Annotated in this window: 17 protein-coding genes; 7 read left to right on the forward strand and 10 right to left on the reverse strand. The window is 61.7% G+C overall.

Features of this window, described 5'->3' with window-relative positions; translation table 11 throughout:
- The first annotated feature begins 30 nt into the window (after positions 1 to 30).
- Complete coding sequence (locus CQ041_RS09880) at positions 31 to 744, forward strand: murein L,D-transpeptidase catalytic domain family protein (RefSeq protein WP_105522908.1); 714 nt, start codon at positions 31 to 33, stop codon at positions 742 to 744.
- A gap of 30 nt (positions 745 to 774) precedes the next feature.
- Complete coding sequence (locus tag CQ041_RS09885) at positions 775 to 1,521, forward strand: creatininase family protein (protein ID WP_105522907.1); 747 nt, start codon at positions 775 to 777, stop codon at positions 1,519 to 1,521.
- A gap of 24 nt (positions 1,522 to 1,545) precedes the next feature.
- On the opposite strand, the gene CQ041_RS09890 is transcribed toward CQ041_RS09885, so the two are convergent.
- Positions 1,546 to 1,887 carry a hypothetical protein gene (locus tag CQ041_RS09890; RefSeq protein WP_105522906.1) on the reverse strand — a complete coding sequence of 114 codons (342 nt, stop codon included), beginning with the start codon at positions 1,885 to 1,887 and terminating at the stop codon, positions 1,546 to 1,548.
- Positions 1,888 to 1,921: 34 nt separating this feature from the next.
- The gene (locus tag CQ041_RS09895) at positions 1,922 to 2,566 is read right to left on the reverse strand and encodes an ATPase (RefSeq protein WP_105522905.1); all 645 of its coding nucleotides are present in this window, start codon (positions 2,564 to 2,566) and stop codon (positions 1,922 to 1,924) included.
- Positions 2,567 to 2,697: 131 nt separating this feature from the next.
- Between CQ041_RS09895 and CQ041_RS09900 the strand changes: the two genes are divergently transcribed.
- Entirely contained in the window at positions 2,698 to 2,943 is a 246-nt protein-coding gene (locus CQ041_RS09900) for a hypothetical protein (protein WP_105522904.1), read from the forward strand.
- Between the two features lie 4 nt (positions 2,944 to 2,947).
- Here the strand turns inward: CQ041_RS09900 and yfcF are convergent, their stop codons facing one another.
- From yfcF to CQ041_RS09920, 4 genes are all read right to left on the reverse strand, one after another.
- Complete coding sequence (gene yfcF / locus CQ041_RS09905) at positions 2,948 to 3,580, reverse strand: glutathione transferase (RefSeq protein ID WP_105522903.1); 633 nt, start codon at positions 3,578 to 3,580, stop codon at positions 2,948 to 2,950.
- A gap of 128 nt (positions 3,581 to 3,708) precedes the next feature.
- Positions 3,709 to 6,141, reverse strand: coding sequence for a TonB-dependent receptor (locus CQ041_RS09910; RefSeq protein ID WP_105522902.1), 2,433 nt, complete (start codon positions 6,139 to 6,141; stop codon positions 3,709 to 3,711).
- Between the two features lie 91 nt (positions 6,142 to 6,232).
- Positions 6,233 to 7,186 (reverse strand): FecR domain-containing protein, encoded by a 954-nt coding sequence (locus tag CQ041_RS09915; RefSeq protein ID WP_105522901.1) that lies wholly within the window; start codon positions 7,184 to 7,186, stop codon positions 6,233 to 6,235.
- Entirely contained in the window at positions 7,183 to 7,680 is a 498-nt protein-coding gene (locus CQ041_RS09920; protein WP_105522900.1) for a sigma-70 family RNA polymerase sigma factor, read from the reverse strand. Before CQ041_RS09920 ends, CQ041_RS09915 begins: the two co-directional genes overlap by 4 nt.
- A gap of 130 nt (positions 7,681 to 7,810) precedes the next feature.
- Between CQ041_RS09920 and CQ041_RS09925 the strand changes: the two genes are divergently transcribed.
- The gene (locus CQ041_RS09925; RefSeq protein WP_105522899.1) at positions 7,811 to 8,965 is read left to right on the forward strand and encodes a DUF1624 domain-containing protein; all 1,155 of its coding nucleotides are present in this window, start codon (positions 7,811 to 7,813) and stop codon (positions 8,963 to 8,965) included.
- A 68-nt stretch (positions 8,966 to 9,033) separates the two neighbouring features.
- Here the strand turns inward: CQ041_RS09925 and metE are convergent, their stop codons facing one another.
- Both metE and CQ041_RS09935 read right to left on the reverse strand, forming a co-directional pair.
- Positions 9,034 to 11,322 carry a 5-methyltetrahydropteroyltriglutamate--homocysteine S-methyltransferase gene (gene metE / locus CQ041_RS09930; RefSeq protein ID WP_105522898.1) on the reverse strand — a complete coding sequence of 763 codons (2,289 nt, stop codon included), beginning with the start codon at positions 11,320 to 11,322 and terminating at the stop codon, positions 9,034 to 9,036.
- Positions 11,323 to 11,419: 97 nt separating this feature from the next.
- Positions 11,420 to 12,025 (reverse strand): LysE family translocator, encoded by a 606-nt coding sequence (locus CQ041_RS09935; protein WP_105522897.1) that lies wholly within the window; start codon positions 12,023 to 12,025, stop codon positions 11,420 to 11,422.
- A 273-nt stretch (positions 12,026 to 12,298) separates the two neighbouring features.
- Between CQ041_RS09935 and CQ041_RS09940 the strand changes: the two genes are divergently transcribed.
- Entirely contained in the window at positions 12,299 to 13,396 is a 1,098-nt protein-coding gene (locus CQ041_RS09940) for a carboxynorspermidine decarboxylase (RefSeq protein WP_105522896.1), read from the forward strand.
- Positions 13,397 to 13,424: 28 nt separating this feature from the next.
- Positions 13,425 to 14,669, forward strand: a complete 1,245-nt coding sequence (locus CQ041_RS09945) for a saccharopine dehydrogenase family protein (RefSeq protein WP_105522895.1) — start codon at positions 13,425 to 13,427, stop codon at positions 14,667 to 14,669.
- 156 nt (positions 14,670 to 14,825) lie between these two features.
- Here the strand turns inward: CQ041_RS09945 and glsB are convergent, their stop codons facing one another.
- Both glsB and CQ041_RS09955 read right to left on the reverse strand, forming a co-directional pair.
- On the reverse strand, positions 14,826 to 15,734 hold the full coding sequence (glsB, locus tag CQ041_RS09950; RefSeq protein WP_105522894.1) for a glutaminase B: 909 nt from the start codon (positions 15,732 to 15,734) through the stop codon (positions 14,826 to 14,828).
- Between the two features lie 55 nt (positions 15,735 to 15,789).
- Positions 15,790 to 16,134: a hypothetical protein gene (locus CQ041_RS09955; RefSeq protein ID WP_105522893.1), complete on the reverse strand. Its 345-nt coding sequence runs from the start codon at positions 16,132 to 16,134 to the stop codon at positions 15,790 to 15,792.
- Between the two features lie 90 nt (positions 16,135 to 16,224).
- Between CQ041_RS09955 and CQ041_RS09960 the strand changes: the two genes are divergently transcribed.
- Positions 16,225 to 16,572: a hypothetical protein gene (locus CQ041_RS09960; protein ID WP_105522892.1), complete on the forward strand. Its 348-nt coding sequence runs from the start codon at positions 16,225 to 16,227 to the stop codon at positions 16,570 to 16,572.
- Positions 16,573 to 16,627: the final 55 nt, after the last annotated feature.

The raw sequence follows: 16,627 nt of genomic DNA on the forward strand, positions 1-16,627 counted from the left end.
TCCAATCCACAGCGGGGGGATGTACTGTAGATGCTGACTTTTTTGCGCCGGCCCGGTTTCATCACTGTGAGCCTGGCTGCGTTCGGCAATTTCGCCTTCGCTGCCAATGGCAACCCACCTACCTTGTATAGCAGCCTGGCGCGCTCGGCTCCAGAACTCAATCCCACTGTCCTCAAAAGCGCCCTGAGTGCGATGCAGTGCGCCGTCAGCAATGGCGAGGAACGCTCAGAACGCCTGGCCGTGATCGACTATTCACAGCCTTCGACCGCCCGTCGGCTGTGGATCTTCGATTTGCGCAAGAAGACCCTGGTGCTGCGTGACCTGGTGGCCCATGGCGCCAAGTCCGGGGAAAACTTCGCCACCCAGTTCTCCAACCGTGAAGGCAGCCATCAGTCCAGCCTGGGCCTGTTCCGCACCCAGGAAAGCTATCTGGGCACCCACGGTTACTCCTTGCGCATGGACGGCCTCGAGCCGGGCTTCAACGACCAGGCCCGAGACCGCGCCATCGTGATTCACGCCGCCGACTACGTCAGCCCCCTGTGGAGCAAGCGCGAAGGCCGCATCGGCCGCAGCCAGGGTTGCCCGGCCGTGCGCCCGCAAGTCGCGCGCCAGGTGGTGGACAAGCTCAAGGATGGGCAATTCATGTTCTCGTGGTACCCCGACCAGCGCTGGCTGAAGTCCTCGACCTATCTCAATTGCAAACCCCAACAGGTGGCGAGTAGTCGTACAATCCGTGGCGGATAGCCTGTCCCCACAGATAAAAGAGAGCGTCGCATGCTTCTACACACCTCCACCTGGATCGAGATCGGGCAGTTTCTGCAACGCAGCCGCACCGTGGTGATTCCCATCGGCTCCAATGAACAGCACGGCCCCACCGGCCTGCTCGGCACCGACTGGATGTGCCCGGAAATCATCGCCCATGAGGCGCAGAAGAACGCCGACATCCTGATCGGCCCCACGTTCAATATCGGCATGGCCCAGCACCACCTGGGCTTCCCCGGCACCATTTCCCTGCGCCCGTCTACCTTCATCGCCGCGATTGGCGACTGGGTGCGCTCGCTGGCCGGGCATGGTTTCGACAAGATCCTGTTTCTCAACGGCCACGGCGGCAACATCGCCACCATTGAGGCGGCGTTTTCCGAGCTGTACGCCGAAGCCAGCTTCGCCCGCCGCCCCGCCGGGTTCGCGTTGAAACTGGTGAACTGGTGGGACCTGGAAGGCGTCACCGACCTGGCTCACCAGCAATTCCCCGTGGGCCATGGCAGCCATGCCACGCCGTCGGAAATTGCGGTAACCCAGTGGGCCTATCCGGACTCGATCAAGACCGCCGACTATTCCCCCCAGATTGCCAACACCGGGCCGATCCGCGAAGCGCTGGACTTCCGCGCGCGTTTCCCGGATGGCCGCATGGGCTCGGACCCGGCGTTGGCGACGGCGCAGAAAGGTGGGGCGCTGGTGAAGCTTGCGGCGCAGGGCCTGATCAAGACGGTCGATGCCTTCAGCAACGAAACCAAACCCTGAGCGACCCTCAGTGCATTGCAGGGATTACTTGCAGGTTTTGGCGGCAAGTTCCAGGTGCGACGGGGTGATGGTCGAGGCCAGCGGCTTGCGCTCGTACAGAAACACCTTGCCGCCATCCTGGGACTTGTAGGCTTCCAGCACGTCATCGGCGGCGATCTTGCTGGCCAGCACCAACCGCGCGTGACGGGAGTTCTGCGTCACGGTCGAGGCTATGCCGTGTTTTTCCAACAGCGGCACCACGCACTGGATGTAGTCTTCAGGCGCCTTCTTGGTCTGCAGGGTCAGGGTCGGGGCATTGGGGGCAGAGACGCAGCCGGCGAGGAACACAGAGGCTAAGGCCAGGGCCGGTAGACAAAAAGAACGCATGAAAAAATCCTGAAGAAAAAGATAAAAGTTCACATCAACCCGCACGGACCAACGCCTTGAGCGACACATCGAACTGCTTCAAGGCGTCGAGTTGCACATCGCGCTGTTGTTCGATCTGCGCGGCGATTTCCGGTGCCGCCTTGTCGCGGACCCACACCGATGGCACCTGCTTGTGCACCGAGCCTTCGGCCCTGGCGATGTATTGCAGGTTCGCGTCGTAGAACCGCGCGATGAAGCGTGCCTCGACCACGTCATTACGCTGTGTCAGCAACTGGTTATGGGTGTCGAGCATGACCACCACGTCGGGGCGCGCCTGCACCAGCGCATCCAGGCTGTCGTAGACCGTCACCGACGAAAAGGTGCCTTGCAGCGAACTCATCAACCAATCAATGGCCAACTCCGGGTCGGAGCTGTTGACGAATGCCTGGCGGATACGTCCGTCGAGGGCATCCTTGGCGCCGTGCAGGGCCATGTCGTGGTAGCGTTCCAGATAGCTCAGATTGTCGCGAGTATTGTCGCTGAGCAACACGCCCACCGACTGCACAGTGTGCAGGGAGTCTACGCTAGCGCCGATTGGTAGCAAATGGCTATCACGCAAATCGCCAGCGACGGCCGCGTTGTTGACCACCACAGCGCCCAGCATCAACACCATTGAAACCAACTGAATAAACGTCCTCATCGCGCATTTCCTTGAGCAGTGTCTCGATGGGGCAATTTTGCGCTTATCCTGAAAAAACAGAACTTGCGTTACGTGATGGTGACTATTATCTGAACCGATAGTGCTGACATAAAATCAATAAGGACCTCGCCATGAAGCCCCACCAGAAAACCTTCGACCGCATCCGTGACGCGGTCCTGCCGGAGTTTCGCGAGCGCGTCGCCGATTACCTGGTCGATTATGAAAACGTGCTGCAGGATGACGCGGCGGACCCCGGCCAGGTCACGGCCAACGCTCAACAACTGCGCGGCTACCTGCGTGGCTTGAACACCACGCGGGTGCTGGGCATGGCCGATTGGGAGGACCTCGACCGCCGCGTCGCCCAGGAATGGCTCTGATCCGTCAGAGCGCAGGCCGCTGCAAGTTGACCCACTCCTGCACCGACGGCCGCTGCCACTGGTGCTGCGCGTAAGCGACCAGCCTGGCAGGTACCTCGTCCCCGTTGAGGATCAGGCGGTTGAGCATCACGGCCAGGTCGAGGTCGGCAATCGACCACTCACCGAACAGGTTGGGACCGTTGTCGGTCAACAATGCCTGCGCGGCACCGATCAACCGGGCGGCAGCGGCCTGGCCTGCCGGAGAAAGTGGCGGCATGTGCTTTGCGTAGAACACCACCTGGGTCGAGCGCTCTTCGCGAATCGGCAGCAAATCGCTGCGCAACCATGCCTGCACCTGACGCGCCCGTGCCCGAGGCTCGAGCCCTGCGGGATACACCGGCGTCGCGGGATAGGCCTGCTCCAGGTACTCGGTAATCGCCGAGGACTCCGACAGGGCGAAATCACCGTCTACCAGGGTTGGCACGCGCTGGGTCAATGACAGTTGGGCAAAGTCCGGCGTGTGGTGCTGCGCGGCGTCCAGGTCCAGGGTGAGCAGTTCGAAATCCAGGCCCTTCTCCCGCAGGGTCACAAACACCGACATCGCGTAGGGGCTGGTGAACAGGGCATCGACATAAAGGCGCAACGAGGCGTGGGGCATGGCGGATCTCCTTGAGTGAATGCTCACGCTACGAGAACTGCGCGCAGAAAGACAATGCACGGTTTTCATGGGGGCATTCCTGGGTGGAATAGCCCCCGTCGCTGAATCCGTCCAGCGCCTGAAGGAACTTAGAAGTCCACCGTTGCAGAGAACTTGACCGTGCGGGGTTCGCCCTGGGTCAGGTAATTATTGGCCGTGGATGCCGATGCCCAGTACGCCTTGTTCGCCACGTTCTCGACGTTGGCGCGCAGGGTGATGTATTTGTCGTCAGCCTTGAAGCCGTAACGGGCGCCGAGGTCGACACGCGTCCAGGCCGGGATTTCGAGGGTGTTGGTGGCGTTGACATATTGCGCACCGGTGCGCAGCAGGCGTGCATTGACGGCGGCGCCCTGGATCCCCGGAATGTCCCAGTCGGCGCCAAGGTTGAACTGGTAGCGCGGCACGCCGGCTGCACGGTTACCGTCGCTCAGGCCGTTGGAGGTGTTCTTCAGCTCAGTGTTCATCCAGGTCGCGCCGGCCAACACGCGCAGGCCGTCAACGGGTTCGCCGAATACGTTCAGTTCCACGCCCTTGTTGATTTGCACGCCGTCGACGCTGAAGGTGTCCAGGGTATTGCCGGGAATGCGCGAGGTGGAGCTGTTGGGCTGCTCGATGCGGTACACCCCCAGCGTGGCGCCAACGCTGTCCCAATCAAGCTTGACCCCGGCTTCGGTCTGTTTGCTGCGGTTGGGCGCAAATACTTCGTTGCGGTTGGTGACGTTGGAGGGTGCCGTCGGGCCCTGGGCCAGGCCCTCGATGCGGTTGGCATAGAACGACACATGTTCCCACGGCTTGACCACCAGCCCGTAGACAGGCGTGGTGATCGACTCGGCATAGTTGGCATTGCGCAGGCCCGTGGTGGTGTTCCAGGCGTCCACTTCGATGGTTTGGCGACGCACGCCCAGGGTCAACAGCACGCGGTCGTCGACAAAGCCCAGGGTATCGGACACCGCCGCGCTCTTGATGCGGTTCTTGCCGACGACACGCGGGTCATGCAGGTCGCTGCCGAAGTACGTCACGCTGGGGCGCGCAATCTGGATTGGGTTGTACAGATTGCCCGGCCGGCGGTTGGCCTGCAGGATCGCCTCGAACGCCGAGCGTTGCTCGCCCCAGATGCCCGACAAGCCGAGGTTCATCTGGTGGGTCACAGGCCCCGTGTCGAAATGCCCGTTGAGTCCGGCGATGGCGCTCTTGTTGTCTTCATCATGGGGCGAATACAGAAAACCGATCTGTCCCGCCCCACTGTTGCCTACGTACAGCGACGAATATTCGCCGTTCTCCCGCGTGTGCTTGGCCCCGCCGCCCACGTAGGCGGTCCAGCTGTCGGTGAGGTCGTATTCAGCATTGAACATGCCATAGGTGTCCTCCAGCTCCGACCAGCTCCAGTCCTGGGAATAATTGTGCGTGGCCGACGGCGCCTTCGGCACTTGGGTGCCATTGGGATAGACCACGGAGCGGCCGTTGTTGATGCGCTGTTTCTGGTAGCCGAAGTCCGTAGACAGGCGCAGGCGATCACCCCGGTAGTCCACGGCCACGGCGATCAGCTGGGAGCTTTTGAATTCGTTGTCAATGGCCGTATCGCCGCCATGCCGGGCCAGGTTGACTCGCGCGCCGAAGCGATTGTCTTCACCGAAGCGCTGGCCAAGGTCAAGGTGCCCGCCTGCCTGGCTGTCACCGCTGTAGTCGAGCGTGGCGCTGCGGGTGGGTAAGTCTTGCGCGCGCTTGGGCACCAGGTTGACGCTACCGCCAATACCGCTGCCCGCTGGCGACACGCCGTTGACGAAGGCATTGGGGCCCTTGAACAACTCCACCCGCTCCAGCGCCTCGGTGGTAATGATCTGCCTGGGCAGCACGCCATAGAGGCCGTTGAACGCGATGTCGTCGGTGTTCAACGGCAACCCGCGAATGGTAAACACCTGGGAAAAATTGCCGAAGCCATTGGATTGGCGCACCGAGGCATCGTTGAGCAGCACATCCCCCACGGTGCGCGCCTGCTGGTCGGCGATGGTTTTGGCGGTGTAGCTGACCACGCTGAACGGCACCTCACTGATTGTCCGGTCGCCCAACACCCCAAGGCGCGCCGAACGCGCCACCTGGCCACCACCATAGGTGTCCGCTTGCGCCCCGCCCGCCTCGCCGCTGATGGTGGTGGCACCCAGTTGCAGCACATCGCCACTGGCGTCCGGGACCAGGGTATAACCGCTGCTGCCGGTGCTTTGCAGGGTGTAGCCGCTGCCTTGCAACAATTGCAAGAAACCCGTCTGGACACTGTAGTTGCCCTGCAAGCCCGGGCTCTGCTGGTCATTGAGCAGTGCAGAATCAAACGACAACGGCACCCCGGACATCGCCGCAAATTGCGCCAGCACGTTGCCCAACGGCCCCGGCCCAATGCTGTAGCTGCGCGTCGTGCTTGCAGAAGCCACGTCGGCAGCCACCGCGCTGTGCATCGGCGTGATGGCCGCCAGAGCAACAGCCAGACTCAAGGCCTTGAAGGGACGAAGGGCGAACGGGGTGGCGGTCATGGGGGTTCCTGTCGGCGCGGTGCAACGTTGAGGGTTCTCCCCCTACACCGGCCGACAACGAAAAAAGTGTCAGCGAACGTCGAAAATAATGTCAGCGCGGCTCGAAGGTGACCCAATAACCGGTCAGGCTACTGACTTTCACCGGCAGGGTTTCCTGCAACAAGCGCAAGCTGGCATCGCTGTCGCCCAGGGGAAATGCCCCGGAGACCTTGAGCCCGGCCACGCGTTCATGGCAGCGCAACACGCCATGGCGATAGCGCCCCAGTTCCTCGAGCAAGTCCGCCAGGCGCATCTGCTGGGCCAGCAACATGCCGTTTTCCCAAGAGAACGCATTGGCATCCAGCGGCGCTATCCGCGCGACGCGGTCAGCGTCAAATGCACTTTGCTCGCCGGCCTTGACGATCAACCCCTCACGGGCGTGCTCCGGCATCATTTCGACGGCGCCTTCGAGCACCGCCACGCGGCTGTTTTGCTCCCCTACCCTGACGCTGAAATGCGTCCCCAGTGCACGGGCATTGCCGTGTCGGGTCTGCACGATGAACGGGCGATGGTAGGGAGCAGGGTCCTTGGCGGTGGTGATCATGACCTCGCCTTGGAGCAGCTCAATGCGCCGCACCTGCTCGGTAAACGCGATATTCAGCGAGCTGCCGGTGTTGATCAGCACGCGCGTGCCATCGGGCAAGCTGAGGGTGCGTTGCTCGCCAATAGCGGTGTGCTGGTCGGCGGTCCATGCCTGCCAGGGCTTGTGCCGGTAAGCCAGCCAGGTTGCCGGGCCGGCCAGCAGCAGCAAGCCAAGTGCCTGACGTCGGCCGAGGGATTTTTTGCGGCCGATGCGCTTGAGGGTCTCACCGGCAATCGCGCCCGGCACCGTGTCAAAGTCCCCCAGGATCGCCTCCGCGCGCTGCCATGCCTGGGCGTGCTGGGCGCTGCGGCCCTGCCACTGGGCGATGGCGCGGTGGTCTTCGTCGGTGGCGCTGCCGGACTGCAACTGCACCATCCAGTCGGCGGCTTCGCCGAGGATCTGCGGGTCGATGGACGGGTTCATGCAACGCTCAGGCAGGCGAGGAACGCATCGCGCATGTAGCGCTTGACCGAGGCCAGCGACACGTTCAATTCCTCGGCGATCTGCGCGTATGTCAGGCCGTCGATCTGCGACATCAGGAATGCCTGGCGGGTCTTGTCGGGCAAGTCTCGCAACATCGCTTCGATGCGGTGGAGCGCTTCAAGAATCAACCAGCGGGTCTCCGGAGACGGCACTTGCGGCTCTGGAAGATGGGCGATGGTCTCCAGGTAGGCGCGCTCGACTTCCTGACGACGCCAACTGTCGATCATCAGGCCCTTGGCGATATGGGTGAGCAAGGCGCGTGGTTCGCTGCCGAACCCGGCACTGTTGGGGCGGGCCAGCAGGCGCAGGAAGGTGTCATGGGCCAGGTCTGCCGCATCGCTGGCATTGCCGAGCTTGCGGTCGAGCCAGCGGTACAACCATCCGTGGTGCTCAGAGTACAGCGCCAGGACGGGCGGATTGAGCGAAGACGACATGCTGGGTACCCGGCGCAATGCAGTAATTACGAATTGATCGCATTCTAATCGGCACAATGAATCGCGGCAATGCGTTAATTAATGTTATAGGATAACGTCCAATTTTGACCCTGCCTTGCGAACCTCGCCCATGACTGACGCTGTTCCCTTACGCCAACGCCTGCTTTCCATCGACGCCCTGCGCGGTCTGGTGATCCTGTTCATGTTGCTGGACCACGTGCGCGAAACCTTCCTGCTGCACCGTCAGGTCAGCGATCCCATGACCATCGACAGCACTGAGCCTGCGCTGTTTATCAGCCGCACCCTCGCCCACTTGTGCGCGCCGGTGTTCGTCCTGCTGACCGGCCTCTCGGCGTGGCTGTACGGCCAGAAGTACCAGGGGCGTGGTGATGTGTCGGCGTTCCTGTTCAAGCGCGGGCTGTTCCTGGTGGTGCTGGAGTTCACCCTGGTCAACTTTGCCTGGACGTTCCAGTTCCCGCCCAGCGTGATCTACATGCAGGTGATCTGGGCCATTGGCGTGAGCATGCTCGCCCTCGCCGCCCTGGTGTGGTTGCCTCGCCCGCTGCTGATCGTGCTGGCGCTGGTGATCATCGGCGGGCACAACCTGCTGGACGGCGTGCATTTTGCCCCGGGCTCGGCGCTGCAAAACCTGTGGGCGATCCTGCATGAGCGCAGCTGGATCGAGGCGGGCGACTCCCTGCGCCTGCGCATCACCTACCCGGTGCTGCCATGGATCGGCGTGATTGCCCTGGGTTACGGCCTGGGCCCGTGGTTTGCCAATGGTATGCAGCCGGCGTTGCGTCAGCGTTATCTGTGGCTGGCGGGCGTGGGTGCGCTGGCAGGTTTCGTGGGGTTGCGCGCGCTCAATGGCTACGGCGAAAAGCCTTGGCAGGCCTATGAGAGCGGCGTGCAGACATTGATGAGTTTTTTCAACGTGACCAAGTACCCGCCTTCGCTGCTGTTCCTGGCGCTGACCCTGGGCATTGGCTTGCTGCTGTTGCTGGCATTTGAACGTGCGGGGCACAAGCGTTGGATTGGCCTGCTCGCCACGTTTGGTGCGGCGCCGATGTTCTTCTACTTGCTGCACCTGTATGTGCTCAAGGTGCTGTATGTGATGTGCGTGGCACTGTTCGGCCTTAATCACGGTGCCTATTTCGGCTTCGACGGGATTGGCCCGGTGTGGCTGGTGGCGTTGGCATTGCCGATTGCACTGTATGTGCCCGTGCGCTGGTTTGCCGGCCTGAAAGCCCGCCGCCGCGACCTGGCCTGGCTCAAATACCTCTGACCCGACACGGTTCAAATGTGGGAGGGCGCAAGCCCCCTCCCACATTTGAACCGTGCAAGACCTTGGAGTCAGGCCAGTTCAGCGCGAAGCTGGCGTGCGGCGGCAACCATGTGAATCAACGCTGCTTCTGTCTCCGGCCAGCCGCGGGTTTTCAAGCCGCAATCCGGATTCACCCACAAGCGCTGCGCCGGAATCCGCTTGGCTGCTTTGCGCAGCAGGTTGGCCATTTCCGACGCATCCGGCACCCGTGGCGAGTGAATGTCGTACACCCCCGGGCCGATTTCGTTCGGGTAGGCGAAGGCTTCAAACGCCTCCAGCAACTCCATGTCCGAGCGTGAGGTCTCGATGGTGATGACGTCCGCATCCATCGCCGCAATGCTCTCGATCACATCATTGAATTCGCTGTAGCACATGTGGGTATGGATCTGGGTTTCATCGCGCACGCCCGAGGCACACAGGCGGAACACATCGGTGGCCCAATCCAGGTAGTGCTGCCACTGTGCCTGGCGCAACGGCAAGCCTTCACGGAACGCCGCTTCGTCGATCTGCACGATCTTGATGCCGGCGGTCTCCAGGTCCACGACTTCATCGCGGATCGCCAGCGCCAGTTGCCGCGCCTGCACTTCGCGGCTCACGTCTTCACGCGGGAACGACCACATCAGCATCGTCACCGGACCGGTCAGCATGCCTTTCATCACCTTGCGCGTAAGGCCCTGGGCATAGCGGATCCACTCCACCGTCATCGCATTGGGGCGGCTCAGGTCGCCGAAGATCACCGCCGGCTTCACGCAGCGCGAACCGTAGCTCTGCACCCAGCCAAAGCGGGAGAATGCATAGCCGTCCAGTTGCTCGGCGAAGTATTCGACCATGTCGTTACGCTCGGCTTCACCGTGCACCAATACGTCGAGGCCGAGGTTTTCCTGCACCTCGACGGCGTGCTTGATCTCGCTGTGCATGGCTTCGACGTACTCGGCCTCGCTCAACTTGCCAGCCTTGTAGGACTGGCGCGCCAGGCGGATAGAGGCCGTCTGCGGGAACGAGCCGATGGTGGTGGTCGGAAACAGCGGCAGGTTCAGGCCGGCGCGCTGTTTTTCGATACGCTGGGCAAACGGCGACTGGCGCTGGCTGTCCTTGGCGGTGATCGCCGCCACACGGGCCTGTACAGCAGGTTTGTGGATACGTGGCGAAGCAGCGCGGGCAGCCTGCACGGCGCGGCTTTGCGCCAGGGCTGCCAGTACGTTCGGCGCTTCAGGCTGGTTGACCGCCTGGGCCAGCACCGCCACTTCGGCGCACTTCTGCACGGCAAACGCCAGCCAGCTCTTCAGCTCGGCATCCAGTTGGTCTTCGCGGCTCAGGTCCACCGGGCTGTGCAGCAGCGAGCAGGACGGCGCGACCCACAGGCGGTCACCGAGTTTTTCATGAGCGTGCTGCAGGGTCGCCAGGGCTTGCTCCAGATCGCAACGCCATACGTTACGGCCGTTGACCACGCCCAGTGACAACACTTTGTAGGCCGGCAGGCGGTCAAGGATAGTCGGGTACTGTTCCGGTGCGCGCACCAGGTCGATGTGCAGGCCATCCACCGGCAGGTTGGCGGCCAGGCCAAGGTTTTCCTCCAGGCCACCGAAGTAGGTCGCCACGAGTTTTTTCAGCGGGTCGCGCTGGATCAGGTTGTAGGCTCGCTCAAAAGCGTTTTTCCATTCCTGCGGCAGGTCCAGCACCAGGATCGGCTCGTCGATCTGCACCCATTCCACCCCCTGCTCCGCCAGGCGCTGGAAGATCTGGCCGTACAACGGCAGCAGGCGGTCCAGCAGATCGAGCTTGTCGAACTCGCCGCCCTTGGCCTTGCCCAGCCACAGGTAGGTCAGCGGGCCGATGATCACAGGCTTGACGGTGTGGCCCAGCTCGCGGGCTTCCTGCACCTCGTCAAAGAGCTGATCCCAACCCAGGTGGAATTGCTGGTCGGCGCTGAACTCCGGCACGAGGTAGTGGTAGTTGGTGTCGAACCACTTGGTCATTTCCTGGGCGTGGGCACCGCCGCAGCAAGGGTCGCTGACACCACGGGCCATGCTGAACAGGGTGTGCAGGGTGGCCTGGCCATCGGCCGGGCGGAATCGCTCGGGGATCACGCCGAACATCAGCGAGTGGGTCAATACCTGGTCGTACCAGGCAAAATCGCCGGCGGGCAGCAGCTCGATGCCGGCCTGCTTTTGCAGCGCCCAATGGGCCTGGCGCAGGTCACGGCCAACGGCGCGCAGGCCGGCTTCGTCGAGTTCGCCCTTCCAGAACGCTTCCTGCGCTTTTTTCAGTTCACGATCGCGTCCAATGCGCGGAAATCCCAGGGAATGAGCGACTGCCATGACGTGCAACTCCAATGTCGTAATGTATGACAGCCATTGTCGACAGCACGCGATGGTGAGGCAAACTCATATTATTCTAGATGATCACAAGATCTACTCATGTTGAGATCAGGTGCAGGTAAAACGCGTGGAACATGAAATACGCGCACACCGCCAATGCGATCCCCATGCAGCGATTGAACAGCGTGAACGCCGCCGCCCCGCTGATGCGTCGTCCCAGCACCGCGCCCAGCAGCGCGTAGATCCACGGTGCACCAAACGCCCCCAAGGCCAGCAGCGCCGAGACCACCGCGATGGACACCCCGGTGATATGCGCCGCCGGCAACATCACACTGGTGATCGGCAATACCGCCATGATGCCCTTGGGGTTGAGCAATTGGATCACCAGGCCGTTCCAGAACGTGAGCGTCCTGGCCGGGACGCTTGAGGATTCATCAACCACCGTGCGTGCATGGAATACCTGCCAGGCCAGGTACAGGGTGTACACCCCGCCGATCAGCGAGATATACGGCAGCGCCGCCTGGGAAATGATCGCCTCGCCGGTGTAGCCGAACAGCACGAATAGCAACAGCATCGCGCAGCCCACGCCGATGAAGAACCCCGTGGAACGGCGGAACTGCCCGGTCAACCCGGCATTGAGTCCGATGAAGTTCACCGGTCCGGGGCTGTACATGACGCTGAAGGCGTAGAGAAAAATGTCCATTGAAGACCTGCAGTAGAGGGGGTGCGGCCAGTCTACGCAGGCGGGTTGAGCGGATTCTTGTACGTTTGTGGTCATGAGCCGGGCGCAACCTCAATGGGGGAGTGGGCTTGCCCCCTCCCACATTTGGCGGGTGTACATCCATAGATAGTCATACTCAGTCAGTAACATCGACAATCGGGCGCAGCAAATTCCGCCCGCTAACCTTTCGATTCGATTCAAGTGCGGGCACAATGCGTGTCCTTTTTTGGCAGGCACCGCCGCAGGCTCTCAAAAATGATCAAAACGCCGTACTACCTCATCGATAAACAGAAGCTTCTGGTCAACATGCAGAAGATTGCTTACGTGCGCGAGCAGTCCGGCGCCAAGGCGTTGCTGGCGCTCAAGTGCTTTGCCACCTGGTCGGTCTTCGACCTGATGCAGCAATACATGGACGGCACCACGTCGTCGTCGCTGTACGAGTTGAAGCTCGGCCGCCAGAAGTTCGAAGGTGAAGCCCACGCCTACAGCGTGGCCTGGGCCGACGATGAAATCGAAGAGATGCTGGATAACTGCGACAAGATCATCTTCAACTCCATCAGCCAACTGCAGCGGTTTGCCGAGCGTTCCGAAGGCAAGACCCGCGGCCTGCGCGTCAACCCTCAGGTAAGCAGCTCCGATTACCTGCTGGCCGACCCGGCGCGCCCGTTCAGCCGCCTGGGCGAGTGGGACCCGGTGAAGATCGAAGGCGTGATTGATCAGATCTCCGGTTTCATGTTCCATAACAACTGCGAAAACGGCGACTTCAGCCTGTTCGACAAGATGCTCGGCGTCATCGAAGAACGCTTCGGCGACCTGCTGCACAAGGTCGAGTGGGTCAGCCTCGGCGGTGGCATCCACTTCACCGGCGAAGACTACGCAGTGGACGCCTTCTGCGCGCGCCTCAAAGGCTTCGCCGAAAAATACGGCGTCCAGGTCTACCTGGAGCCCGGCGAAGCGGCGATTACCAACAGCGCGTCGCTGGAAGTTACCGTGCTCGACACCCTCTACAACGGCAAGAACCTGGCCGTGGTAGACAGCTCCATCGAAGCCCACCTGCTGGACCTGCTGATCTATCGCCTCAACGCCAAGCTGGCGCCGAGCGATGGCGAACATACCTACATGGTGTGCGGCAAATCCTGCCTGGCCGGGGACATCTTCGGTGAGTATCAATTTGATCGTCCGCTGGCCATCGGCGATCGGCTGTCGTTCATCGACACCGCGGGCTACACCATGGTCAAGAAAAACTGGTTCAACGGCCTGAAAATGCCGTCCATCGTAGTGAAACAACTCGACGGTACAGTCGAGGTGGTTCGTGAATTTGGTTACGACGACTACCTGTCCAGCCTTTCGTAAGCTGGCGGATAAAGGAGAGATAAAGCAATTGAAAAAGAACGTTCTTATCATTGGTGCAGGAGGTGTCGCCAAGGTGGTGGCCCACAAGTGCGCGCAGCACAACGACGAACTTGGTCGTATTGCTATCGCGTCGCGCAACATCTCCAAATGCCAGGCCATCATCGACAGCGTCAAGGCCAAGGGTAGCCTCAAGGTGCCTGCGGACATCCAAGCCTTCGCGCTGAACGCCCTGGACGTGGAAGCGACCAAGGCTCTGATCCGCGAGACCGAATCGCAGATCGTCATCAACGTCGGTTCCTCGTTCCTGAACATGTCGGTCCTGCGTGCCTGCATCGACACGGGCGTGGCGTACCTCGACACCGCCATCCACGAAGAGCCGGGCAAGGTCTGCGAGACCCCGCCGTGGTACGGCAACTACGAGTGGAACCACCTGGAAGAGTGCAAGCAGAAGAACATCACGGCCATCCTTGGCGTGGGCTTCGACCCAGGTGTCGTCAACGCGTATGCCGCGCTGGCGCAGCAACAGCATTTCGACCGCATTGATTCGATCGACATTCTCGACGTCAATGCCGGCTCCCATGGCAAATACTTCGCCACCAATTTCGACCCGGAAATCAACTTCCGCGAGTTCACCGGACAGGTGTGGAGCTGGCAGAACAGCCAGTGGACCAGCAACACCATGTTCGAAGTCAAACGCACCGACGACCTCCCGGTCGTCGGTTCGCAGAACCTCTACCTCACCGGCCACGACGAAGTGCACTCCCTGTCGAAAAACCTCGACGTGCCCAACGTGCGTTTCTGGATGAGCTTCGGCGAACACTACATCAATGTGTTCACCGTCCTGAACAAGCTCGGGCTGCTGTCCGAGAAGCCAGTGACGACCGCCGAAGGCCTGGAAGTGGTGCCATTGAAACTGGTCAAGGCCGTGCTGCCCGATCCGTCTTCCCTGGCCCCTGGCTACACCGGCAAGACCTGCATCGGCGACCTGGTCAAAGGCACCAAGGACGGCAAGGCGCGTGAGGTGTTCATCTACAACGTAGCTGACCACGAAGAAGCCTACGCCGAGACCGACAGCCAGGGCATCTCCTACACCGCAGGCGTGCCACCCGTCGCCGCTGCGCTGCTGGTTGCCCGTGGCGAGTGGGACGTGCAACGCATGGCCAACGTCGAGGAACTGCCGGCTGAGCCGTTCCTGAAGGCGCTGGACGTGATGGGCCTGCCGACTCGTATCAAAGACGAGAACGGCGATCGGGCCTGGGATGCGATTGCCTGATAGGCGATAGCGGACCGAACAAAAAAATGCGCCCTCAGGGGCGCATTTTTTGTGTGGGGCGTGAATAGAGCCCAAAACCAATGAAGATCCAACGGTGGGAGGGGGCTTGCCCCCTGCCCCAGCTAAATCAGTGATGCTGCAAGACCCCGTGCCCACTCAAAACACCGACCACCCGATCCGCTCGCTCAACAACTCCAGCGCCTTCATCCCCGCCAGCGAGTTCCCCGCCGCATTCAACTCTGGCGACCACACGCACACGGTGAACTGTCCTGGCACCACCGCGACGATGCCGCCGCCGACTCCGCTCTTGCCCGGCAAGCCCACGCGGTAGGCAAAGTTGCCCGCCTCGTCGTACAGCCCGCTGGTGGCCATGATCGAGTTGACTTGCTTGGTCTGGCGCGCAGTCAGTACCTGTTCGCCGCTGTGGGCGCTGACGCCTTCGTTGGCCAGGAAACTGAACGCGCGGGCCAGGTCCAGGCAGCTCATTTGCAGTGCGCAGTAGTTGAAGTAGCTGTGCAGCACGGCGTGCACGTCGTTATGGAAATTGCCGAAGGATTTCATCAGGTAGGCCATCGCGGCATTGCGCGCGCCGTGCTGGGCTTCGGAGTCGGCGACCACGCTGTCCACCAGGATCTGCGGGTTGCCCGACAGGCGCCGGACGAAGTCGCGCATGGACAGGATCGGCACCGCGAAACGCGACTGATTGATATCGCAGATCACCAGCGCGCCGGCATTGATGAACGGGTTACGCGGGCGACCGCGTTCGAATTCCAGCTGCACCAACGAGTTGAACGGCTGCCCGGAAGGTTCGTGGCCCAGGCGCTCCCAGATGCTTTCGCCACCGTGTTCAATCGCCTGCACCAGGCTGAACACCTTGGAAATGCTCTGCACCGAAAACAGCGTGTTGGCGTCACCGGCGCAATACGCCGAGCCGTCGTTGCCATACACGGCGATGCCCAGTTGGTTGGCCGGTACATCGGCCAGCGCGGGGATGTAGTCGGCGACGTTGCCCTGGCCGATCAGTGGACGCACTTCGTCCAGGATCGCGTCCAGCAGCGCCTGCATGTCTTGTCCTGTCATCTGTCTTTGAATCGGTGGAAAGCGGGCCGCGGAGGATACTTCAATGTGCGCGGAAGCCCCACACAATCTCTACCACCCGTTCCGCAATCACTAGGTAGATAACGACCAGAAATATCTGCAAGGCCAAGTGGTACCGCAGCTTGGCCAGCCTGCGGATACCATCGCTGATATTCAACAGCATCAAGACGGTGGACAGGACGATCAGCCCCCACCCCGCGACGCTGGACGCAAATACCCCGATGAACAGTTCACGCTGCCCCAGCAAGGTATTGGTGCCTGCCGCAAACAGCAGTGCACACACCAGCAGGTTTTTCACGTTGTCGAAAATCTGCGTGCTCAGGTCGTTTTCCAGCAGCGCCCTGTAGCGCTTCCATAAGGTGTGCATGGCTCGGTACCGGTAGGGATCGCTCGTCAATCAAAGTAGTCCAAATGGCCGTACACTGCACCGCTGCACTTAATCCACGAGGACTCTTGCATGAAATTGATGATCGGCCTGGCCGCCCTGCTGCTGGTATCCGCCTGCTCCACTGCCTCCCACACGTCCCCGCCCGCGCAGGACGCCACTGCGTCCGAATGCCTGGCCGGTGGCGGCACCCTGAAGCAGGTCGGCAAGTTGCAGAGCTGGAAGTGCATCACGCCTTACAAGGATGCCGGCAAGGCGTGTACCGATTCGAGCCAGTGTGAGGGCGAGTGCCGGACCAGTGTCACCACCCAGTCCGGCAATGGCCCGGTGACGGGCGCGTGCCAGGCAGACAACGGTCGCTTTGGCTGCTCGGCGACGGTGGAGAAAGGCCAGCTGGGCCGGGCGATGTGCGTGGACTGAGGCACGCCGGCCAGCGTCACGCCGGCCATGCCGAGCAGGTGGCGACGGGTCCAAC

Source organism: Pseudomonas sp. MYb60 (assembly GCF_002979555.1).
Classification (GTDB): Bacteria; Pseudomonadota; Gammaproteobacteria; order Pseudomonadales; family Pseudomonadaceae; genus Aquipseudomonas.